18 protein-coding genes are annotated in these 21,844 nt (G+C 62.2%); 5 read left to right on the plus strand and 13 right to left on the minus strand.

Annotation, left to right across the window (positions count from 1 at the left end; genetic code table 11):
• The first annotated feature begins 161 nt into the window (after positions 1–161).
• From C1725_RS15700 to C1725_RS15715, 4 genes are all read left to right on the plus strand, one after another.
• Positions 162–1,544, plus strand: a complete 1,383-nt coding sequence (locus C1725_RS15700) for a M20/M25/M40 family metallo-hydrolase (protein WP_102412567.1) — start codon at positions 162–164, stop codon at positions 1,542–1,544.
• A complete protein-coding gene (locus tag C1725_RS15705) occupies positions 1,522–2,787 on the plus strand; it encodes an L-serine ammonia-lyase, iron-sulfur-dependent, subunit alpha (RefSeq protein ID WP_102412569.1) in 1,266 nt (421 codons plus the stop codon). Before C1725_RS15700 ends, C1725_RS15705 begins: the two co-directional genes overlap by 23 nt.
• Positions 2,788–2,819: 32 nt before the next feature.
• Positions 2,820–3,779: a uroporphyrinogen decarboxylase family protein gene (locus C1725_RS15710; protein WP_102412570.1), complete on the plus strand. Its 960-nt coding sequence runs from the start codon at positions 2,820–2,822 to the stop codon at positions 3,777–3,779.
• A gap of 143 nt (positions 3,780–3,922) precedes the next feature.
• Positions 3,923–4,900 carry an AraC family transcriptional regulator gene (locus C1725_RS15715; RefSeq protein WP_102412572.1) on the plus strand — a complete coding sequence of 326 codons (978 nt, stop codon included), beginning with the start codon at positions 3,923–3,925 and terminating at the stop codon, positions 4,898–4,900.
• Positions 4,901–5,029: 129 nt separating this feature from the next.
• Here the strand turns inward: C1725_RS15715 and C1725_RS15720 are convergent, their stop codons facing one another.
• The 12 genes from C1725_RS15720 to C1725_RS15775 form a co-directional block, all read right to left on the minus strand.
• Complete coding sequence (locus tag C1725_RS15720; protein WP_102412573.1) at positions 5,030–6,016, minus strand: diguanylate cyclase domain-containing protein; 987 nt, start codon at positions 6,014–6,016, stop codon at positions 5,030–5,032.
• 244 nt (positions 6,017–6,260) lie between these two features.
• Positions 6,261–8,429, minus strand: a complete 2,169-nt coding sequence (locus tag C1725_RS15725; RefSeq protein ID WP_102412575.1) for a stage V sporulation T C-terminal domain-containing protein — start codon at positions 8,427–8,429, stop codon at positions 6,261–6,263.
• Between the two features lie 283 nt (positions 8,430–8,712).
• Positions 8,713–8,967, minus strand: a complete 255-nt coding sequence (locus C1725_RS15730; protein ID WP_102412577.1) for a hypothetical protein — start codon at positions 8,965–8,967, stop codon at positions 8,713–8,715.
• 190 nt (positions 8,968–9,157) lie between these two features.
• A complete protein-coding gene (locus tag C1725_RS15735) occupies positions 9,158–10,141 on the minus strand; it encodes a 2-dehydro-3-deoxygalactonokinase (RefSeq protein ID WP_102412579.1) in 984 nt (327 codons plus the stop codon).
• Positions 10,138–10,812: a bifunctional 4-hydroxy-2-oxoglutarate aldolase/2-dehydro-3-deoxy-phosphogluconate aldolase gene (locus C1725_RS15740; RefSeq protein ID WP_102412581.1), complete on the minus strand. Its 675-nt coding sequence runs from the start codon at positions 10,810–10,812 to the stop codon at positions 10,138–10,140. The genes C1725_RS15735 and C1725_RS15740 overlap by 4 nt, the downstream gene beginning before the upstream one ends.
• Before the next feature lie 113 nt (positions 10,813–10,925).
• A complete protein-coding gene (gene dgoD, locus C1725_RS15745) occupies positions 10,926–12,071 on the minus strand; it encodes a galactonate dehydratase (protein ID WP_102412583.1) in 1,146 nt (381 codons plus the stop codon).
• Between the two features lie 17 nt (positions 12,072–12,088).
• On the minus strand, positions 12,089–12,769 hold the full coding sequence (locus C1725_RS15750; protein WP_102412585.1) for an RraA family protein: 681 nt from the start codon (positions 12,767–12,769) through the stop codon (positions 12,089–12,091).
• On the minus strand, positions 12,750–14,435 hold the full coding sequence (ilvD, locus tag C1725_RS15755) for a dihydroxy-acid dehydratase (protein ID WP_102412587.1): 1,686 nt from the start codon (positions 14,433–14,435) through the stop codon (positions 12,750–12,752). The genes C1725_RS15750 and ilvD overlap by 20 nt, the downstream gene beginning before the upstream one ends.
• 33 nt (positions 14,436–14,468) lie before the next feature.
• Positions 14,469–15,983: a tripartite tricarboxylate transporter permease gene (locus tag C1725_RS15760; RefSeq protein ID WP_346026730.1), complete on the minus strand. Its 1,515-nt coding sequence runs from the start codon at positions 15,981–15,983 to the stop codon at positions 14,469–14,471.
• 71 nt (positions 15,984–16,054) lie between these two features.
• A complete protein-coding gene (locus tag C1725_RS15765; RefSeq protein ID WP_102412590.1) occupies positions 16,055–16,642 on the minus strand; it encodes a tripartite tricarboxylate transporter TctB family protein in 588 nt (195 codons plus the stop codon).
• A 68-nt stretch (positions 16,643–16,710) separates the two neighbouring features.
• Complete coding sequence (locus C1725_RS15770) at positions 16,711–17,673, minus strand: tripartite tricarboxylate transporter substrate binding protein (protein WP_346026731.1); 963 nt, start codon at positions 17,671–17,673, stop codon at positions 16,711–16,713.
• A 117-nt stretch (positions 17,674–17,790) separates the two neighbouring features.
• Entirely contained in the window at positions 17,791–18,486 is a 696-nt protein-coding gene (locus C1725_RS15775) for a GntR family transcriptional regulator (RefSeq protein WP_102412593.1), read from the minus strand.
• 319 nt (positions 18,487–18,805) lie between these two features.
• Between C1725_RS15775 and C1725_RS15780 the strand changes: the two genes are divergently transcribed.
• Positions 18,806–19,675: a hypothetical protein gene (locus C1725_RS15780; protein ID WP_146009271.1), complete on the plus strand. Its 870-nt coding sequence runs from the start codon at positions 18,806–18,808 to the stop codon at positions 19,673–19,675.
• A gap of 131 nt (positions 19,676–19,806) precedes the next feature.
• Here C1725_RS15780 and C1725_RS15785 read toward each other — a convergent pair whose 3' ends face one another.
• Positions 19,807–21,831, minus strand: a complete 2,025-nt coding sequence (locus C1725_RS15785; protein WP_102412597.1) for an ABC transporter substrate-binding protein — start codon at positions 21,829–21,831, stop codon at positions 19,807–19,809.
• Positions 21,832–21,844: the final 13 nt, after the last annotated feature.

The raw sequence follows: 21,844 nt of genomic DNA on the forward strand, positions 1-21,844 counted from the left end.
AAAAACGGGATAAATCGCTTAAACCTCGCGGGGCGTGCGCCGCGGCGGCAAAAAGGTCGTTTTTGCTCGATTTCTGCGCCATTCCCACATGCAAATGCCTGTGCCATGCGTTATGATGTGGACTGATCGCACACCTTTACCCCGCAAAGGAGGGATCTACCATGGAAGCCCCATTGTCAGAGCGCGTCGACGCCTGGCTTCACGCGCACCGCGAGGAGATCATCCGCGACCTGATCGAGCTCGTCGCCGTGCCCAGCGTGTCGGAGCCCGGAAGCGCCGTCGCGCCCTTCGGCCAACCCTGCCGGGACGTGCTGGATCACATGCTTTCTTTAGGCCGTCGGCATGGATACGAGACGCGAAATTACGACAACTACGTCGGCGCGATTGAATTTCAAAAGGGCGATCAAACCGTCGGCTTCTGGGCACACCTGGACGTCGTGCCCGTCCCCGAACCGGGCGACTGGGATTACCCGCCCTTTGAAGCCACCGTCGTCGAGGATCGCTACATCATCGGCCGGGGCGTACAGGACAACAAGTCTCCCGCCATCGGCGTCTTTCACGTGATGAACTGCCTGCGCGACCTGGGCATTCCGCTGCGCCACGGGTACACGCTCTATCTGGGCACGAACGAGGAGTGCGGCATGGAGGACGCGCGCTATTTCGCCGCGCACTATCCCTGCCCCGACCTCTCCATCGTGCCCGACAGCGGCTTCCCCGTCTGCTGCGCGCAGCGGGGCGCGATGACGCTGTCGCTCTCCGTTCCCTTTGTTCCGGACGTCTCGATCGAGATGCGCAACAATCCCTCTGTGACGCCGGAGGAAATCACGGCGCGCCTGCCAGGCGGGGAGACGCTCCGCATGCACGGCAAAAGCACGCATGTCTACAACGCCTCCCCGGAGGACAACGCGATCCTCCTGCTGCTGGAAGCGCTCGCGCAGCGCCTGCCCGAAGAGGCTGAAAAGCTTCGGGCGCTCCGCACGCTCTGCGCCGCCGCGGACGGCGCGCCGCTCGGCATCGCGTTTGCGGACGCGTTTTCCGGCGCGCTCCTGATGGCGCCCACCCGTATGGAGGTCACGCGGGGACGTCTTTACGTAAACGTGTTTGCGATCCTGCCCGTTTGCTGTGACCCCGATGCGCTGGTACAAAGCGCGAAGGACGCGTGCGCGCGCCTCGACGTTCAGGCGGAGGTTCTGCGCCTGCGGCGGCCCGTCAGCTTTCCCCGCGAACACCCGGTCGTCCGCCTGCTCACCGATACCTATAATGAGGTCATGCACACCGACAGCGCGCCGTTCGCCATGTCCGGCGGCAATTATGCCTCCTGCCTGCCGAACGCGTTCGGCTTCGGCCCCGGCATGCCGGGCCGCGAATTTCCCCGTCACATCTTCCGCGAAGGACACGGCGATTACCACCAGTGCGACGAAAGCGAGGACATCGAGCGCCTGCTCGACTTCATGCGCGTCTACGCGGCGGCGGTCGTCGCGCTGGACGCCCTCGACACCCTCTCGATAGAAGGAGCTACACATGGAAGCAAATGCCTACCTTGACATCCTGCGCGAGGAGATCAAGCCCGCCCTGGGCTGTACGGAACCCATCGCCGCTGCTCTGGCTGTCGCCCGCGCCAGAGAAGCGCTCGGCGCCATGCCGGACAGCGTGCGCCTGCGCGTGAGCCGCAATATCCTCAAAAACGCGATGGGCGTCGGCATCCCCGGCACCGGCATGGTCGGTCTGGAAATCGCCGCCGCGCTCAGCTGCGTCGCGGGACGCTCCGACTACGGGTTGGAGGTGCTCAGCGGCGCGGACGAGAAAGACCGCGCACGAGCCCGGCGCCTGGCCGCGCAGGGACTCGTTCAGGTCAAGCCCAAGGAGACGGACAAGAAGCTCTACATCGAAGCGGAGCTCGTCAAGGACGCGCACACCGCACGCTGCGTCATCGAGGACGCGCACACTCACATCGCGCTCGTGACGCTCGACGGCGCCGTGCTCGAGCAGGGCCGCACGGGCGCGCAGCACGCGGGGGCCGCATCGGACCATCCAATGGACGTCGCGGGCATCTACCGCTTCGTCACTTCGGTGGACGTATCCGCGCTCGCGTTCCTGCGCGAGGCGATCGAAATGAACGAGGCGATCGCGGAGGAAGGGCTGCGCAGCGATTACGGCATGCGCGTGGGCAAAGTGCTGCGCGGGGATGGCCCTATAGGCGACGTGCCGCTCAAGGATTACGTCGTCGCCTACACAGCCGCCGCTGCGGACGCGCGCATGGCGGGCTGCACGCTGCCCGTGATGAGCACCGCAGGCAGCGGCAACCAGGGACTCACGGCGACGCTGCCCGTCGTGGCCGTCGCCCGCCGCCTGAACGCGAGCGAGGAAAGCCTGCTGCGCGCGCAGGCGCTCAGCCAGCTCGTCACCATCCACATCAAGACCCACATCGGCCGCCTCTCGCCGCTGTGCGGCTGCGCCATCGCCGCCTCCATCGGCTCGTGCTGCGCTATCACGTACCTGCTGGGCGGCACGCAGAGCGCCCTGTGCCGCGCCATCAAGAACATGATCGCGGACATCTCCGGCCTCATCTGCGACGGCGCGAAGTCGGGCTGCGCCCTCAAGATCGCCACGTCGGTCGCCAGCGCCATGCAGTGCGCGCAGCTCGCCCTCGCGGGCGCCGGCGCGGGTTGCCTGGACGGCATCATCGCGGAGGACGTGGAGCAGACGATTCAAAACCTCGGCAGCCTGGGCAGCCTCGGCATGCAAGCCACCGACCGCGTCATTCTGGATATGATGATCGCCAAGTAAAAAACACCCCAGTATTAAAGGAGGTCCTTTTTATGAACAAGCGTGAAAGAGTCCTGGCCGCCCTGAACAACCTGCCGGTCGACAGGCCTCCCGTAGGCTTCTGGTTTCACTTTCAGGCCGATCAGGGCGTAGGCGAGGCGTGCGTCAAGGCGCACCTGGACTACTACAACCACATCGACGTCGACATGGTGAAGATCATGTGCGACAGCTATTTCGACTACCCGAATCCCGTCGCCAAGTCGGTCCAATCGCCGCAGGACTGGTACAACATGCAGCCGCTGGGGCCGGATTCCCCCTTCATCCGCGAGCAGGTCGCGCGCGCGAAGGCCGTGAAGGCCGGGCTGAAGGACGACATGGTGGTCATCTACAACGTGTTCGCGCCCTTTTCCCTCATCCGCTTCGGCACCAGCAACGAGCTGGTGACCCGCCATCTGAAGGAAGATCCGAAGGCCGTTCAGTACGCGCTCGACGTCATCGCGAAGGACGCCGCTCTGCTCAGCGAGCTGCTGATCCGGGAAGCCGGAATCGACGGCATCTACTACTGCGTACAGGGGGGCGAAAAGGATCGCATGAGCGTCGAAACGTACCGCGAGCTCATCGGTCCCTCCGACCGCGCGGTGCTCGAACACGCCAACCGGTTCAGCGAGAACAACGTGCTGCACTGCTGCGGCTGGGCGGGCATCCCCAACCATCTGGAGGTCTGGCAGGATTACCCGGCTAAGGCCATCAACTGGGCCTGCTTCATCGAGGACATGGACCTCACGCAGGGCAAGGCGTTCTTCGGGGGCAAGTGCGTGCTCGGCGGGTTTGACAACCGGCCCTGCGGGGTGCTCTTCTCCGGCACGCGCGAGGAGGTCGAAGCCACGACCCGCGCGCTCGTTCAAGCGGCCGGCACGACCGGCGTGATCCTCGGCGCCGACTGCACGCTGCCCGCCAGCATCGACAAGGAGCGGATCGGCTGGGTCGTGGACGCGGTGCGCCGTCTGGCGTAACCCCGGCGTCCCTCAGGTCCATCACAGCTTCCGGGAGCCCGCAAGGGGCTCCCTTCTTTGCGCGATCTGCGCTTCCCGCTTGACATCGCCGCCTTCCATGCTATAATCAAAGCCATTCGGGCAACGTCAAGCGAGGTGTCTTCATGGATACGCGACAGGACGCACAGCAGAACATGCAGCACAACATCTTCTACAGGCATTTCGACCTGCCGGCACACTTCCCGGTCATCGGCCTGCTGGGCGACTCGTGGCAATACGTCCGCGAGCCTGTTTCCCGCATGCACTTTCACAACTGCCTGGAAATCGGTTACCTCTACAAGGGCAGCGGTCAGTACTACGTGGACGACAAGGAAGTGCACTTCGAGGCCCCGGCCATCGTGCTCGCGCCGCCCAACGCGCCCCATGCCAACATCGTGGACGAGGGCGCCGTCTGCGGCTGGAAGTGGATTTACGTCGACCCCATTCAGCTGCTGCCCCAGCTCTCCCCGCGCCTGGCCAACGCCATCAACCAATACCAGCGGCTTCTCGCAGGGGCGGACTGCATCCTCTCCGCCAGGGAGCACCCGCAGATTTTCGCGCTGACCGAGATGATCATCGGGGAGATGGAGGGGCAGGGCCAGCACTACCACCATATCGTGCGCGAGCTGCTGTACGCGTTCTTCCTCCTGCTGCTGCGCGTCTCCCCTACCGTGCAGCCGAGCGATCACTTCATCAACCCCCGGATGGGCTGCATCGCCCCGGCCATCTCCTTTATCGCGGAAAATTACATGAACGACCTCTCCATCGAAGAGCTCGCCCAGCTCTGCCACGTCAGCACCTCGCACTTCCGGCGGCTCTTCAAGCAGGTGCTCGGCTGGGCCCCGCTGGACTACCTGCAGGTCATCCGCATCGACCGCGCCTGCGTGCTGCTCTACAACTGCGAGTATTCCGTCACCGACATCGGCATGCAGGTGGGCTATCCATCGCCCTCCAGCTTCAGCCGCCAGTTCCGCCGTATCCACGGCATATCGCCCAGCCAATGGCGCCAAAAGATGCGCAGCGAGGAAAACCCCATCGTCACCGCCTACTTCAACTCCGTTCCGCACGCCACGCAGCAGTTCTTCCCGCTCGAGCAGGGCTGAGCGTCCGGCGGCGTGCCGGCGCGCGCGGCCGCATCCCGCGAATTTCCGACAAACCCAAAAAGCCGTTCCCCGTGTACGGACGCTGCGGCGCCCGCATTCAGGGAACGGCTCCTTTTTTCATTTCACGGTTCATTCAGCCCAGCAAAAGCGTCCTTTTCCCAGCGACTTCGCCCGGTACAGCGCGCGGTCCGCGCGCTGATAGAGGGCGGTAAAGTCCTCCCCGGCCCGGCCGCTGAAAGCGATGCCGGCCGAGCAGCTGACGTGCGTACCGACGCCCTCCGAGAGCGTCCGGCAGCTTTCGGCCAGCGCCGCGAAACGCCCTTCCGCCTCCTTGCGGTCCGAGACGGCGCTGTCCCATACGGCAAATTCGTCGCCGCCCATCCGTCCCAGAATCGCGGAGGGGGCGAAGGCCCGTTTAAGCGCGCGCGCAAACTCACGGATGACCTGATCGCCCGCCAGATGACCCATGGTATCGTTGACGCGCTTGAATTCGTCCAGGTCGATCGCGAAAAAGCAGCCGTTTTCCCGCCCGATCGCCTGGGTCACGCGCCGCTCCATATAGACCCGGTTGTACAGCTCGGTCATGTGATCCATCTCGACCCGCCGTTCCAGCGCCTTTGTCTTCTTGAGGGCTTCGTTGGCCAGCGAAGCGAGCGATTTGGGGTAGAACTCGTCCTCCCCCTGGTCGGCATACGGCATGGAATGGTGCACGGTGCAAATTTCAACGCCGCTTCCCGTGTCCCGGCAAACCACGGTAAAGCGGCTGCCCTCCATGTCCACGAGCACCGCCTTGCCGGGCGTCACCTTCTCACGCGCCCAGATGCTGCCGTAGACGACGCAGACGTCCGCGCTGATCGCCTGTACGTCGTACCACTCGTCCTGCAGTTCAAATTGAATGTCGCGCGCCTCCGTCTGGTCGGCCATCATCCCCCGCAGGAATTCCTCCCGGCACTTGTAAAGCTCGTGCCTGCCCGTCCCGATCATCAGCAGATCGGCGGGAAGCGATGCCAGTTCCCTTTCCATTTGGTCCGGATTCTCGTTCACGACATAAAGGTGCCAAAGGCGCCTGACCTTATCCATCGCCCTGCGATGAAAATCCGAATACGTCCGGGCCATTGGAACCCCCTCCTTTACCGCGGGCCGCGCGGCGATCCCTGATGGGAAAAGCCTCGCCGCCCATCCTGCGCCTCTGTCCATCAGTATAGTCGATAAACGCGGCTTCGTAAAGCGCATGCGGCGGGCTTTTTTGCCTTTTTGCAAATTTACAAAAGATGCCGCCGGAATCGTACGATCCCGACGGCTTTCAATGGGGCCTGCGCCTGTGCGGCCCGCTTCGGAGCCTTCGCGCGTTTCGGCGCGCTTACTGCTCCATCTGACGGCCCACGATGGAAGCCGTCGTCTCCGCAACCTTGAGCTCGGTGTCGCCCATCTTCGCGTTCTGTTCGCGCGAAAGGAGCAGCACCGCGCCGATGGATTCGCCGTCCGCGATGATCGGGCAGATCACCTGCGCGGTGTACGCGGCGGCGTCTTCCTCGTTCGTCACGGCCAGCATCTTGCCGCCGGATTGGCGGCTGACGTTGACGACCTGGCGGCCCTGAATCGCCGCCTCCAGGTCGCGGCTGATGGGCTTATCCCACAGCTCCTTGCGCGATACGCCGCTGGCGGACACGACCATGTCGCGGTCGCAGATGCACGCGATGTGCCCCAGCGAACGGAAGAGCGACTCCGTGTAATCCTTGGCGAAGGAGGAGATTTCCCCGATCGGGGAATACTTCTTGAGGATCACCTCGCCGTCCTTGTCCGTATAAATCTCCAGCGGGTCGCCGTCACTGATAACATGGGCATCGAAAACCTTGTCCTTTTGGTTCTTCGCGCTTTGGACAAGACGGCATTGCAGGATATTTTCGATGCCCCGGTTAAAATTTACGGCTTCCTCCAACGTGCAGGAGCGAAGCAGCGCGTCGATGTCCGCCTGCAGGTAGATCTCCAGATGGTCCTCGAATACCCGGATGCGGTCGATGATGAGTTCGAGGTCGTTGCGCTCGAGCTTCTCCTTTTCCAGCACGTCCCGGAATACGTCCATCGCCGTCTTGGCGACGCGGTTGACCCGCAAAATGGTGTTGCGCCTGTCCGAAAGCAGGCCGATCTGACGGTTCAGCCCTTCTATCTTCCTTTGCAGATCGCCCTCCAGCTCGTCGTACGTCTCTTCCAGCAGGGCTTCCTGCTCGGGGTGCTTCATCAGATCCCGGATGCGCTGGCGCTTGGTGGCCTTCAGCTCCTCGTGCAGGTCGCTGAGCACCTCCGCCAGATGATCGGCGGACTGCTCGGTCTCCGCCACGTCTTCTCTCTCCCGGGAAAGGCCGGCGTTGAGCTGTTCCAGCATGCCGGAGGAACCCTCCATCACGCGCCGGACGTAGATTTTCAGCAGCTCATCCAGCCTGTCCGCCCGAATATGGTGAGAGGTGCACCCGGCGAGGCCACGCCGGTGGTACGTACCGCAGGTGTAGGCGGGCTTCAAGTCGCTGCGGCTCATGGCGAACATGGGGCCTGCGCAGTCGCCGCATTCCAGAAAGCCGGAGTACACGTTGTCATACTTCTTCACGCCCCGGTAGTTGGAGCGGGTGCGCTTTTCCCGCAGGGCCCGCGTCGTGGCGAAGGTGCGGTAATCGACGATGGCCTGATGGTGGTTTTCGATGACGATGTGCTCTTCCTCGTCCCGCTTCACGTCCCTGCCGTTGATCTTGGCCCGCGTATACTTGCCCTGCCGCAACGTGCCGATGTAAAAGTCGTTGTCCAGGATGCCCTGAACGCTCACGATGCTCCACGCGGCCTTTACCGGGCGGTTGTAGCTTTCGCCCTCGGCTTCCTTGCGCATCTGTTCGGACATACGCGGGGTAGGAATCCCCTGCTCAGTGAGGAAGTTGGCGATCTTCTTGTATCCCCAGCCCTCGTGATTGTAGAGCGCAAAAATCCGCCGAACGATGTCCGCCTCGGTTGGCACGACCTCGAATTCCCGCTGCCGGTTCACGATATAGCCGTAGGGCGCGGCGCAGATCCACCGGCCGTCCACCTGCCGCCGCTTGATGACGTTTCTGACCTTCTTGGAGGTGTCGGTGACGGGCATCTCATTGATCAGGAACTGAAACTGAATCTTCAGCCAATCGTCGTCATTGGGAAAGTCGATGCCGTCGCCGATGGAGATGATGCGGACCCCGGCGTCGCGGAGGTCCTCCAGCTCCACCAGGCCGCGACTGTTGCGGCGGGAAAACCGCGAAAAATCCTTGACGAGGAGGATGTCCTTGCGGTGCGCCATCAGCTCGCGGCGCATGGACTGATAGCCCTCGCGCTGTTCAAAGGTATAGCCAGAGCGGTCGCGGTCCTCGTAAAAGGTGAGCGTGCTGCCGGGAAAACGCTGCTTCACGTAGTCCGCGAGGATCGCCTTCTGGTTTTCGATGGAGGTGTTGTCCTTGTCCAGCTCGTCGTCCACGGAGATGCGTGCGTAGCCCGCGATGTCAAAGGTTTCGATCACTTGCCGTCACCTCGCTTGCCTTTATATTCTGCCGTCCCGCGGTTGCATCCGGAGACGGTTTCGTCGCTTTCCAGAGGCCCTCCAGACACGGAAAGCCCCAAGCCCTATCAACAACAGTGATTCTATCCATTCCTGTATCAGATAACATTGTAACGCAATGCGGCCGATATTACAAGCGCTAAGCCAAAGAAATGGGAGAGCGCCCGCCCTCCCATCTGCATCCCGATACCCTGTCAATCGGCTGAAATGAGAGGGCGCCTCGTCCTCCCGTTTTTTCTTTTTCTCAAAGCGGCAAATTTTGCTGCTGCTCGTGCCGGACAGCCAGTTCCGCAAGCCGCTTTTGATTGTAGGAAAGCAGGTTCAGCGTGCTTTGATAGAGATCGCAGCCGCCGGACGCATACACGGCGACCAGATATTTTTTCAGCTTGTACTTTGCATAGAGGGGCCTCAGGCTTTCCCGCACAGCGGGATCGTCTTTTTCCGCGTTGGTCAGCCAGACCTCCACCAGCCGGCGTTCGTCGCTTATGCGAACCTCCAAAGGTCATCACGCTCCTCCCTTCCAATCGTTTCCTCGCCTTCCTCGATTTATGCAGCCGGGGCGAACGCAAAAATCGAGGCCCGAAGGCCCGCGAGGAAGCGCGGCGGAAAAGAGGCGTAAAACAGGAAAGGCCGGGCCGCAAAAATCTGCGAACCGGCCATTCTGTGTTCCTGCTGGGCAATTCTTCGCGTCAAACTCCCGCGATTTTCATCGCGCCGTGCAAGCCCATTTTGCCCGAAATTTCCGACGGCACCTGCTCGGCGTCTTCGATGCCCATCGCGCCCAATACGTCCCTGATCGCGCGCTGCAGGGGCATCTTGCCCGCGATATAAACCTTTACAGACGAAACGTCCGGGATAAATGCCTGGAGCGCCAGCGCATCCTGCGCGAGCACCGCGCCGAGCAGGTAACTGCGCAGGCGAACGCTCTCTACGCCGCCCAGTTGATTGAGGATGCGCCCCGCAAACGCCGAGCGCCCCAGCCCGCAGCGCAGGCATTCCATCGCGCCCCTGCACGCCATCTCCGCGTCGTAGTCCTCCTCCGTGGCGAACGCGCGCCCGACGGCGTCGGCCAGGATCGTGCCGTGCGTGACCGCGTCGAGCAGCTCGCCGGAGATGGAGGTCATGCAGCCGAGGATCTCCCCTTTCGCGCTGACGCGGACGAACTTGTTGTGCGAGCCGGGCAGGATGAACACGCTCTCCTGCCGCGGCCTCAGCAGGTCATAGAGCCCGATCGATTCGGTCTCCTCGCCGCGCATCATGTCCATGCCGGAGCAGTTTTCGAGCGTCACGCTGCCGGCGAAGTTGCGGACGCCCGGGATGAAGGCAATCTCAAACGGCGCGATCTGCGGAAAGCGCTCTGTGCGCATGCCGCGCCGCAGGTCTTCCGCTGAGACGGGGGCGATCAGATGCGGAATCTCCAAGAGGCCCACGTTGCTCGTGATCATGCCGAAAGCTACGCAGCGCGACACGTCCCCCATCTGCAATCCGGCCTTTTGAAGGACCTCCTCCATGCACTCGGCGAGCATCGCCTTGAGCCTGCCGTTGTGTCCATCGATCGCCGTATGGCGCACGCCGCCGGAACGGCTGCCGCGCGCGAGAACCCGGCCGTCCCCGCCCAACAGCATGCAGCGCAGGTTGGTCGTGCCGCAGTCCACGATGATCGTCGCGCTCATTTTTCCGCCTCCCACGCCGCAATCGCCTGGGTGAACGCCTTTGCGCGCGCCTCAATCGCCGCGTAGTCGCCTTCCCTGACCGCGTCCGCAAGGACGAGCGGCCCGCCCACGCCGAAGCCGCAGACGCCCGCATTCAGGAAGTCCCTGACGTTATCCGGCTTGACGCCGCCCACCGCGCTCATCGGAATATGCTTCAGCGGCCCGCGCACAGCCTTGATGTAGCCCACGCCGAGCTCGCCCGCCGGGAAGAGCTTGACGATGTCCGCGCCCGCGTTCCACGCGGTGACGATCTCCGTCGGCGTCAGCGCGCCGGGCATGGAGACCATGCCGAGCTCGCGGGCCCTGCGGATGACCTCGATGTTTACATCCGGGGAGATGACCAGCCCCGCGCCGGCCTCATGTGCCGCCGAGACCTCGTGGACGCTCAGCGCCGTGCCGCAGCCCACCGCGACGGTATCGCCGTAGTGCTCCGTCACGTAGCGAATCTTGTCCGCATTCTCCCGCAGATAGTTCTCCCGGTCGTGGTCAAACGTAAATTCCAGCACGCGCACGCCGCCCGCAATCAACGCACGGACGACGCCGTCGATGCGGTCCATCGGCAGGCCGCGCAGAATCGCGACCAGGTGCTCCCGGCGGATGATTTCAAGGACTTCGTCATGACTTCTGTTCATGCTTTTTCTTCCTTTCCGTACACGATAAAAAGCGAAGCGGGAAGCCGGGCAACGATCGTAAGCCGGCTTCCCGGGCAATCAGAGCCGCTCTCCCGGCGCCGGGCAGCGACGGCTTACCACTCGGCGATGATGCCGTCGCTGTCGCGCCAGATCGGGTTGTGCCAATCGTGCCCGCTTTCGGCCATCTTGCGCACGTACTCCTCGTTCACCTCGATGCCAAGGCCCGGCCCGGTCAGCAGGCCGCACATGCCGTCCTTATACGTGAACACTTCCGGATTGCGAATGTAGTTGAGCAGGTCGTAGCCCGCGTTGTAGTGGATACCCGCGCTCTGCTCCTGGATGAACGCGTTGGGCGAGCAGAAGTCGACCTGCAGGCAGGCCGCCAGCGCAATCGGTCCCAGCGGGCAGTGCAGCGCGACCGCCACGTCGAACGCCTCCGCCATGGCCGCGATCTTGCGCGCCTCCAGAATGCCGCCGCAGTGGCTCACGTCGGGCTGCAGGATGTCGACGCCGCCGCGCGTGAGCATGTGCTTGAACCCCCAGCGGGTGAAATTTCGCTCGCCTGTCGCAATCGGCGTATGGCACGTGCGGGCAAATTCGAGGAACTCGTCCTCGTTCTCGCAGAGCACCGGCTCCTCCACGAACATCAGGTTGTACGGCTCGAGCATGTGGATGAGCTGCTTGGCCATCGTCTTGTGCACGCGGCCGTGGAAATCCACCGCGATGCGCATGTCCGGCGCGACCTCGCGGATCGCCGCCACGCGGGCGACCGTCGCTTCCAGCTTGTCATAGGTGTCGATCCAGCGCAGCTCGTCCGTGCCGTTCATTTTGACGGCGCGATAGCCCTGCGCGATCGCTTCCTTCGCCGCCTCGCCGGTATCGCGCGGATGATCGCCGCCGATCCAGCGGTACACCTCGATTCGGTCGCGCACCTTGCCGCCCAGCATCTCGTAGACCGGTACGCCGAGCGCCTTGCCCTTGATGTCCCACATGGCCTGCTCGATGCCCGAAATGGCGCTGGTAAGGATGGGGCCGCCACGGTAAAATCCCGTGCGATACATCAGCTGAAATGCATCCTCGACGTCCGTGGCGCTGTGTCCAATCAGCTGCGCCCCCAGTTCCTTCACCGCCGCGGCGACGGTGTCCGCCCTGCCCTCGCAGACGGGCTCGCCCCAGCCAGTCAGGCCGTCATCGGTCGTCATCTTCAGGAACAGCCAGCGCGGAGGAACCTTGAACAGTTCAATCTTCGCGATCTTCATGATCTCTACCCCTATTCTTACAAAATGCCGTACTTTTTGAATGCGTCGGCGGCGCTCATCCCCGCGCGGATCGCCTTGCCGACCGTCTTTTCACCGGTGGCCTTCTCCCACGCGCGCGAGATGACCTCGGCCTCGACCTCGCGCGGAATCACGACCACGCCGTCAAGGTCTCCAAAGACGATGTCCCCCGGGCAGACGTGCACATCCCCCACGTCGATCGGAACGCGCCAGGCCGTCACGCGCCCGCGCGGCGCCTGATCCTGCGCATACCGCCCGCGGCTGAAGCACGGGAAATCCAGCTCCAGAATGCCGCGCGTATCCCTGTGCGGGCCGTTCATCACCGTTCCAACCGCGCCGCACGCCTGCATCCGCGTGCACATCAGCTCGCCCACCACCGCGTAATCCGGCGAGGACCCCGAGCAGATGTACACCTCGTTCTTTTGCAGCCCATCCAGCGCGTCGAGCATATAGCCAAACGTCGGTTCGCTCGGGACGGGCTCGCCGATCTGGGGAAGGTCCTCCTCCAGCACCGTCATCGCCCGCCCGCAGACGACCATGTCCTCGCGGATCGGCTGAATCTCCATCGGGAGAAACTGATGGTACCTTCCCATCTGGTCCAGAATATCGCCGATGACGGCGGAGTACAGGTCACGCCGCATGATGGCAAACAGTTCATCGTCATTCTTCCACGTCAACATCGTTCGCTCCTACTACGGCGCCTTCCGCCGCCGATTTGCTTATCGCCTGATAGACCTTCAGATAACCGTCCGGAATCTCCTTGCGCGGCCTCGTCCAGCGCGCTTTCCGCCCGCGCAGGGTTTCCTCCGGCACGCGCAGTTCAATGCGCCTGTTCGGGATGTCGATTTCGATCTCATCCCCGTCCTCGACCAGCGCAAGCGCGCTGCCCTCGTAGGCCTCGGGCGAAATGTGCCCGACGAACAGGCCGCGGTTGCTCCCCGAGAAGCGCCCGTCCGTGATCAGCGCGCAGCTGGACGACAGGTTCATCCCCTCCAGCGCCTTCATCGGCCGGTACATCTCCGGCATGCCCGGCCCTCCCTTGGGGCCCTCGTAGCGCAGGACGATGCACGTGCCGGGCTGAACCCTGCCTGACCAGATGGCCTGAACTGATTCCTGCTCGTCTTGAAAAATCTGCGCCTTTCCGCGAAAGCGCATCAGGTCCGCGGGGACGGCCGCGGGCTTGACGACAGCGCCGAGGGGCGATAAATTGCCCGTCAGCACCGCGACGCCGCCCGTCTCAGAAAAGGGCTCGCGCGCGGTTCTGATGACCTCGCGCGTGTCCGGCGTCCGAACCGATTGAAGGTTTTCCGCCAGCGTCCTGCACGTGCAGGTGACACAATCCAGGTGCAGATGCTCCTTCAGCTCGGCAAGCACCGCCGGGACGCCGCCGGCGTGGTAAAAGTCGACCATGTCGTAAGGCGAGGCGGGATAGACCGACGCGACCTGCGGAACATTCCGGCTCATCTCGTCAAAGCGCGAGAGCGGCAGATCGCCCAGCCCCGCTTCCCGGTGGATAGCCTGCAAATGCATAATCGCGTTGGTCGATCCGCCCGTGCCCATGATGAGCGCGATGGCGTTCTCCACGCTTTCCCGCGTGATGATCTTCCGCGCGTGAATGCCCTTTCTGACCAGCTCCATCACCGCGCGGCCCGTCTCATAGCCCGCCTGCATCCGTTTGGCGTCGACCGCCGGGATGGCGGCGCAACCGGGCAGGGACATGCCCAAAGCCTCCGCGACCATGCCCATCGTGTTCGCGGTGCCGAGCATGGCGCAGGAACCGACACACGGCTCCGCGAGGTTCTCGATGCGGCGGAACTCCTCCGCGTCGATCTCGCCGCGCTGCTTCCAGCCGATCGACTCCGTGACGATGTTGCCGTCGTAGTCCCTGCCCCGATAGCGCGCGGGATACATGGGGCCGCCGTTCAGGAAGATCGCGGGGATGTCGAGCCGCGCCGCGGCCATCAGCATGCCGGGCACGATCTTGTCGCAGGAGCCCAGCAGCACCATGCCGTCAAAGCGGTGCGCGCGCACCATGCACTCCACGGAGGCGGTGATCACGTCTCGGGAGGGGAGAATGTAGCGCATTCCCATGTGCCCCTCGGCGATGCCGTCGCACGGCGCGATCGTCGAAAACGTCATGGCCGTGCCCCCGGCCGCTTCAATGCCGCGCGTCACCTGATCGGCGAGCTGGTTGAGGTTGGCGTGTCCCGGCGTCGCGTTGGTATAGGAATTCACCACGGCGATCAGCGGGCGGCTGAGCGCCTCGTCGGTAAAACCCATGGACTTGTAAAGCGCACGCTTGAGCGCGCCTTCGTCCCCGCGCAGCAAAACATTATAATTCTCCAAGCAATAGCCTCCTTTGAATCAGCCGTGCCCCGCTCACGCGTCCGCCGTCTTGTCCATTTCCGCCTTTGCCGCAGCCTCGCGCTTCATCAGGCGCGGCGCAATGGCCAAGGAGAGGATGGACAGGCAGATCAGGATGATCGAGGGCAGGTTGCTGACCAGCGGAAGCAGCGCGCCTCTGCTGAGCATCAGCGCCCGCCGCAGGTTTTCTTCCGCCAGCGGCCCCAGGATAAAGCCCAGTATAATCGGTGTAATGGGGAATTTAAGCTTGTTCATGACGATGCCGACGATGCCGAACGCCAGGACAACCCATGCGTCGAAGACGCGGTTGTTGATGGCGATCGCGCCCACGAGCGAGAGCACCATGATGATGGGCAGCAGGATGTGCTTGGGCACCGCGAGCAGGCGCACGAAGATCTTGATGCCGAAGTATTGCAGCGTCACGCACAGCAGGTTCGCCAGCAGAAGCGCCACGAAGATGCCGTAGATGAAGTCCGCGTTCTTGGTCATGACCAGCGGACCGGGCTGCAGGCCGTGCACCATCATCGCGCCCAGCATGACCGCGGTGAACGTGTCGCCCGGAATGCCCAGCGCGAACAGCGGGATCATCGCGCCGCCGACGCAGGCGTTGTTCGCGGTTTCGGACGCCACGAGGCCGCCGATGTAGCCGGTGCCGTACTTTTCCGGGTGCTTGGAGGTCGACTTGGAAATCGAATAGGCGACCAGGTTCGCCGTCATGCCGCCGATGCCGGGCAGGATGCCGATGAACGCGCCGACCGCGCCGGAGAGGAGCATATTGCCCGTCTGGCTCTTGAACTCCGCGCCGGAAAAGCCAAAACCCTTGATCTTGTAGTTGGCGACGGGCTTGACCTTCCTGTCGAACGCCTTCGAGGCGTTGATCAGCTCTCCTACCGCGTAGATACCGATCAGCGCGGGAATCAGGTCGATGCCCGCGTCCAGCGCGTGCATGCCCATCGTCATGCGGGTGGAGCCGTCCACCGCGCTCGCGCCGATGAACGAACACAGGAGACCCAGACAGGCGACCGCCAGGCCCTTCCAGAGGTTCTGGCTGGAGAGGGAAACGACCATCGTAAGCGCGAAGATCGCCATCCAGAAGTAGTCCGCCTTGCCGAAATTGATCGCGATATTCGCCACCGGGCCGGACAGGAAGAACAGCGCGGCAAAGCCGATCAGCGAGCCCAGGAACGAATAGAAGATGCCTACGCCGAGCGCCTTGCCGGCTTCGCCCCTGCGGGCCATCGGCGCGCCGTCGAACTGGGTCGCGACGTTCGAGGCCGCGCCGGGGATGTTGAGCAGAATTGCGGAGATCAGCCCGCCGGAGCAGGAGCCGATATAGATGCCCATGATCAGGGCGAACGCCGCCATGCGGGGCAGCTTATACGTCAGAGGGAGAACCAGAACAAGCGCCGTGTTCCCGTTCAGGCCGGGAACGCAGCCGAACATGACCCCCAGGAAGACGCCGAAGGCCGTCATGCCGACGCAGAGCACGTTGGCCATCTGGGCGAATCCCTGTGCAAAGAGCTGTAACATCAGTTTGCCTCCTACATTTGATCCCTCATATTTGAAGTTTTCCGCATCCAGAGGACGATGCCGGATGCGGCTCAGCCAAAGATCGCCCGGTAAAGGCTGCCCAGACCCAGGTCGACGAACGAAACCTTGGGCACGGCGAGGCCGAACGCACATCCAAAGATGAGATAGATCCCGACGGAAGCGAGCAGCGCGATCACGACGCTCTTCCCCCAGCTCTTCCAGGAAAAGTCGATGGACAGAAGCGTGATCTGCAGCGTCAGGAAGAAGAACGTCGAAATCGTGAAGCCGACGCGCGGCATCGCGAGGATGTAGAAAAAGACGAGGACGTGCGTGACGGGCATCGTGATCTTCTGAAAAAGACGCCGGTTGGCAATTTCCCTGTCGTCCATGCCCGCGCAGTCTTCGGTGCCGTCAGCGTCCTCGACCTTGGGCAGCGTGCCCTTCTTCATCGCGATAAACCACTTGAGGGTGATGACCGCGCCGATGACGAACATCGCCGCAGCCACGATCTTGGGGATCGTGTCCGGCGCGGTACGCCCGCGGCCGGTGCCCAGGAAGGACTTGGTGCCGAAAGTCGTCCAGAAGAAGAACGCGGCCAGGGCCATGATGACGATTCCGGATATCAGATCCTGAAAATTCTTTTTCTTGTTTTCCTGCATACGCCAAACCTCCGATAGAAAAAGTGCGGCAGACACCGCAATGGATACCTGCCGCACGCTTCCGTAAATCAGTTGCCCATGAGCGCCTCAGCCATCGGACGATAGACCTCCTGAACGCCCTTCATGAAGGCCACGCCGTCCTCGCCCGGCTGGAAGTTCGCGCGGAAGTCATACAGCGCCAGCGCGTTGCTGTACGGCTCCATCTCGATGGCCTGGCCGACCGCCTCGGTGAACTTGGCGACGATTTCCGGATCGGTGCCCTTCTTGAAGCCGAAATAGTAGAACCATTCCGCGCCGAAGGGGAATCCCAGCTCGTCGGAGCACGGGATGTCCGCAAAGTTCGAGTTGCGCTCGTTGCCGAAGACGAACAGCGGGATGAAGTCGCCGCTTTCGATGTACTCCTCGCCCTGGCTGTAAAGCGCTTCGAGGATGTCCACCTGGCCGCCCAGGAACGCGACGTTGCGGTCGGACGCGGAGCCGAGGTCTACGCAGTCGACCTCGATGTCCAGCGCGTCCATCATGGCCAGCGCGTGCATGTGCAGCGTGCCGCCGATTTCAACCGCGTAGGTCAGGTCGTACGGGTTTTCCTTCGCGTAGGCGACCAGATCCTCAAACGTCTCGATGCCCTTTTTATTGTCCTTGCGCACGAACAGGCAGTAGGTGTTGCCGCCGCCGGCAACCGCCGAGATGTCCAGCGCGTCTTCCCACTTCCATCCCTCGTCCATGCGGCCGAGCAGCTCGAGGAGCAGCGTGTCGACGTGATGATAGAACACGGTGTAACCGTCCGCATCGCGGTTCGCCACTTCGTTCATGGCGACAGAGCCGGCGCCGCCGGCCATATTCGTGACGACCACGGGCTGACCGAGGATCTCGGTGAGGGATTGGGAGATGGCGCGAACCGTCGTGTCGGTGTCTCCGCCGGGGTTTGCCGGGATGATGATCTCGATGGCCTTCTCCGGATAGTCTGCGAGCGCGAAGGTGCAGGCAAAGACCATCAACGCGGCAACGAACAGAGCAACAATTTTTTTCATGGGGGTTCCTCCTTTTATTTTCAACGCCCTTCCAGGGCGTTGCATACGCTTTGTCGAGCAAACGAGGCATGATGTGTGTTTATCACATGTCATACAAGTATCCGTAAATACAGAGAATCAATCTCTGTTCTTGAAAAACTCGGCGAGGCGGGCGATGTTGTAGCGCCCCATCTCGTCATAGCTCCGGATGACCCCCTTCACGTCGCGCTTGCGCAGGAGCGTCGCGAGCTCTTCGTGGGAGGCGATGCCGAACGTGTCCGCGCTGGGCAGCTCGTTCATCGCCTCAAAGACAAACACGAGCAACTGACGGTTGGCCTTCACCGCGTTTTCGAGGAAGACGTTGTGCGCGCAGCGGACGACGGCAAGATGAAAGTTATAGTCCGTGTCGCTGAAGACCCGGCTGTCGTCGCGCGTGCTCTTCATCGCGGCGACGCACTTGTCCAGCTCATCAAAATCGCTCTCGGTCGCCGCGGCTTTTGAAAGGGACACGGCGCTGTACTCGACGCTCTCGCGAAAGTGCAGGAAATCGCGATACATTTCCTCCGTCAAGTCGATCGACTGCGTGTTGATCGTAAAGTTGGTCGGGTTGGCTACGTAGGTGCCGACCCCCTGGCGCGTGACGATCAGCTTCTCACTTCGGAGCTGCTGAAGCGCCTCACGGATGACGACGCGGCTTACGCTGAAGGATTCAGCGAGCTTGTTTTCGCTCTCAAGCTTAGTGCCCTCCGGAAATCTTCCCGAAACGATCATGTCCCGAAGCTGCTGGCAGACAGCGTCTACAAGGTTCACCTTTTCAATCTTTACAAAATCCATCCAAAGCGTCCTCGTCCGTCATGTTGTTACTTGTCATACATCTGACTGAAGTATAAACTCGTTCGACCGCACTTGTCAAGTACAAATGCGAAATTTGTCGCGTAAAATTTAAGCAGTTCCGTACACACCTGAAAAACAGAGGCGCAAAATATGGTTTGATGCGCGGAATTTCACCGGCGGCGCAAACAAAGACGGCGGCCGCCGAAACATCCGGCCATTTCAGGGATAGACGCGTTCCCTTCCATGTGGTATGATATAATACAACTATAACATATATGTTCGTCGCTGCTGCCGTTTCTGGCCGATTGGAGGTTTTCTGATGCAAGCTATGGAGGGAAAGGCCCTGGCCGATTTGCGCAGGAGGGAGCGGTCCATGCTGCTGCTCTCGATGCTCCTCTTCTTCATTTCCCTGTTCGCGCTGGTTTCACGCTGGCCTGTCGCTTATCCGATGATCGTATTTTCCTGCGTCTTTCATCTCGTCTCCCGGGGGCTTTACAAGAGGCGCTATCGCGCCTTCTACACACAGGCGCTGCTTACGCACGTCCTCAACGGCGCCGGAGAAGTTCTCTCTTTTAAGGAGACAGAGGGGGCGGACGGCCTGCTCGTGCAAAGCGGGCTGACGCCCGCGGTTGCTTTCGTTCCCGGAGCAAAACAACACCATGTGGTGCGCGGCCAAATTGGCGTCACGCCGTTCTCGGTCGGAGAAGCGGCGTTTATCAGAAAGTTTGCAAACAAGACGATCGAATCCGTCGGCGGTACGTTGCTCGTCGCGCAGAACGCCCTGCCCCCGGAAGAACGGTGGGTCATACTCTGCGCCGGTGCGCTGAACCGCGTCTGCCCGGAGGAGGAATACGCGCGCGGCGGCTATATCAAAGCCGCGAAAGACGAATTGGGGCTTTCGGACGCGTACGTCGTCCTCGCGCATGCGGGTAGTTCCATCGCCTGCCTGTCCGCCTGTGCGCCCATCCTGATGAGTGGGAATCCCGATGATCGGCCGCTCGTGCTCGCCGCGCGGGGTGGCGCGCTCTCCCTCTTCGCCGTCGGCGCATTCTTTGCGCCCGGCAAGGCCGATCTGGCCAAGCGATATGACGAGCAGACGCTGAAGGGATTCCGCTTCCCGGCGCTTGAGCTGCTGAAAAATCTGCTGGCGTCGCTGCCGTCGCAGAATGGACGGACTCCGTCGCCATAAAACCAAACCCATAATGCCGGCCGGTGGAGCTGCTTCAGCGCGCCGGTTTTTGTCTTCCGAAGGCAAATAGAACAAGAGGCTGTGCCTCCCCGGAAACGGGGAAAGCACAGCCTCGTTCATTCAATGGCCCTTTACGGCAGAATGATGATGTCGTCCGTGGTGATTTCATCCTCCGGCGTCTCGACCGGATCGCCCAGCCAGGCGTAGAGGATCGCGTCCGCCCACGTCTGGTTCGACGTCGCCGCGTAGTCCTGCAGCTTCGTCGTGTAGAAGTCGAAGTACACGTTGCTGTACAGCGGCACCGCCGGCAGCACGCTGTTCCAGTACTCTTGGAACGCCACCCACTTCTTGCAGTAGCTCAGGTAGTCCCCCACCTCCGTCTGCCGCATGTCCAGCGCCAGGGCTTCCAACCTGCTGTCCTCATAGCCGGTCGTGTTCACCAAAGCGCCTTCGTAGCTCGCATCGTCTGAAAACATGACGTACGGGTCGTAGACCAGCGTGAAGTTGGAGGCCATGTAGAACATGTCGTAAGTGCGCGCATCCTGACGGTAGTAGTGGCGCAGGAGCTGCGAGAACGGCACCTCCTCCGCGAGAATCTCCATACCGATCGCTGCGAGCGGCTCCACCAGCATCGCTTCCAGCAGATCCGCTGCGCGGTTGTCCGGCGTCTTCGCCCACCTCAGGCTCAGCCGCATCAGCTCGCCGTCCACGTCCTTGTAGCGCACGGCGTCCGTACCCTTTGCAAAGGCTTCACCCTTCTCGTTGAGCGTCCATCCGTCCGCGACGAGCAGCGCTTCCGCCTTCTCGAGGTCCTTTGCATAGTGCTCCAGATTGTCAAGCGACAGCTCGCCCCACGCCTGCGTCTGTGCCGCGGTTTCCGTTTCCCCCTCCGCCAGATGCGAGAGCGTCCCGTTCACCATCTGCACCATCCACTGACCGAAGCCGTAATAGCCGTAGACTGCCTGTCCATAGTTTCCGGTAAATTGCGAGGTAAAGTCTTCCGTATCCAGCGCGTAGGCTACCGCCTTGCGCACCGCCTCGAACTGCGCCGGGCCCTGTTCGCACGCGAAGCTGATAAACGCGAGCCCCGTGCGCGGATAGTTTTGCGAGCCTGCCTGATCCCCTGCGAACAGCTGCAGGCCCTTGGTGATCACGTCACTGTCCGTGCATTTGTTCAGCAGGTGGATTTCTCCGCTTTCGAGCATCGCGACGGCGTTCTCGTTTTTGACTTCCCTGAACTCAAGCTCCGGAATCGTCGGCCGCTGGCCCTCGTAATTCCCCAGGTAGTACTCGTTGATGGCGAATTCCGCCACATGGTTTTCCGCGTCGTAATCGACGAGGTTGTACGGGCCGCAGGTCAGGCGCGGGTTCGTCAGATAGCCCGACTGCGGGTTCAGCAGCGTCTCGCGCAGCAGGCCTTCCGTAAACACAGGCTCCGTCACCGCAGCGTCCGCGTTGGCCACATAGGCGCCGTTCCCGTCGTCCGCCACCCTGCATCCCGGGGCGATTACGGAAATCGGCGCGGGCTCGCAGCTGAGCATGGTCAGCTCATAAAAGAACGGCAGGGCGTCCGCCTTGATTTCAATGGAGAATTGGTAATTGCCCAACAGCCTTACGCCCGCCAGGTACGGCGTCGTGCCGGCGTTAAATTCCTCAAAGCCGAGCACATAGCTCAGGCCGCTCGTGTCGCCGCCGATTTTCTGAACCTGCGGCGCCGCTCTGAGCAGGAGCTGAAATACATAGTCCGCCGCCGTGATGGGCGTGGAGTCGTTGTACATCAGGTTTCGGTTCAGCGTGAGGATATACAGGCGATTTCCGTTCTCGTCGTCCGAGACGGTCGCGCTCTGCACGACCATGGGGTTCACCGTGTACACCGCATCGCTCGTCCAGGCGACCGTATCGTAGCCGTGGATCAACGACCGCACGTCGATGTCCGCGGTGTTGTTGCCCCACATGTCGGTAAAAAAGCAGCCGTTCATCTGCGTGGTGGAACCCACGATCAGCCTTTTAATTTCCTCTTCCGGCGCTTCGCTGGCGGCAGGCACAGGCCGCGTCGCCGCCTCCGCGCCCGGAATCAAAACAGAATCCTCCGCAGATACCACCGCGCACGATAGAATCATCAGCGCTGCCAGCACAAAAGACAGGAGTTTCTTCACAGATCATCCCTCC

This window comes from Beduinella massiliensis (assembly GCF_900199405.1).
GTDB lineage: Bacteria > Bacillota > Clostridia > Christensenellales > Aristaeellaceae > Beduinella > Beduinella massiliensis.

Coding starts and splice junctions, on each gene's coding strand:
- C1725_RS15700 (WP_102412567.1), top strand. CDS start 162: ATGGAAGCCCCATTGTCAGAGCGCGTCGACGCCTGGCTTCACGCGCAC.
- C1725_RS15705 (WP_102412569.1), top strand. CDS start 1,522: ATGGAAGCAAATGCCTACCTTGACATCCTGCGCGAGGAGATCAAGCCC.
- C1725_RS15710 (WP_102412570.1), top strand. CDS start 2,820: ATGAACAAGCGTGAAAGAGTCCTGGCCGCCCTGAACAACCTGCCGGTC.
- C1725_RS15715 (WP_102412572.1), top strand. CDS start 3,923: ATGGATACGCGACAGGACGCACAGCAGAACATGCAGCACAACATCTTC.
- C1725_RS15720 (WP_102412573.1), bottom strand. CDS start 6,016: ATGGCCCGGACGTATTCGGATTTTCATCGCAGGGCGATGGATAAGGTC.
- C1725_RS15735 (WP_102412579.1), bottom strand. CDS start 10,141: ATGAGCGCGACGATCATCGTGGACTGCGGCACGACCAACCTGCGCTGC.
- C1725_RS15740 (WP_102412581.1), bottom strand. CDS start 10,812: ATGAACAGAAGTCATGACGAAGTCCTTGAAATCATCCGCCGGGAGCAC.
- dgoD (WP_102412583.1), bottom strand. CDS start 12,071: ATGAAGATCGCGAAGATTGAACTGTTCAAGGTTCCTCCGCGCTGGCTG.
- C1725_RS15750 (WP_102412585.1), bottom strand. CDS start 12,769: ATGTTGACGTGGAAGAATGACGATGAACTGTTTGCCATCATGCGGCGT.
- C1725_RS15760 (WP_346026730.1), bottom strand. CDS start 15,983: ATGTTACAGCTCTTTGCACAGGGATTCGCCCAGATGGCCAACGTGCTC.
- C1725_RS15765 (WP_102412590.1), bottom strand. CDS start 16,642: ATGCAGGAAAACAAGAAAAAGAATTTTCAGGATCTGATATCCGGAATC.
- C1725_RS15770 (WP_346026731.1), bottom strand. CDS start 17,673: ATGAAAAAAATTGTTGCTCTGTTCGTTGCCGCGTTGATGGTCTTTGCC.
- C1725_RS15775 (WP_102412593.1), bottom strand. CDS start 18,486: ATGGATTTTGTAAAGATTGAAAAGGTGAACCTTGTAGACGCTGTCTGC.
- C1725_RS15780 (WP_146009271.1), top strand. CDS start 18,806: ATGCAAGCTATGGAGGGAAAGGCCCTGGCCGATTTGCGCAGGAGGGAG.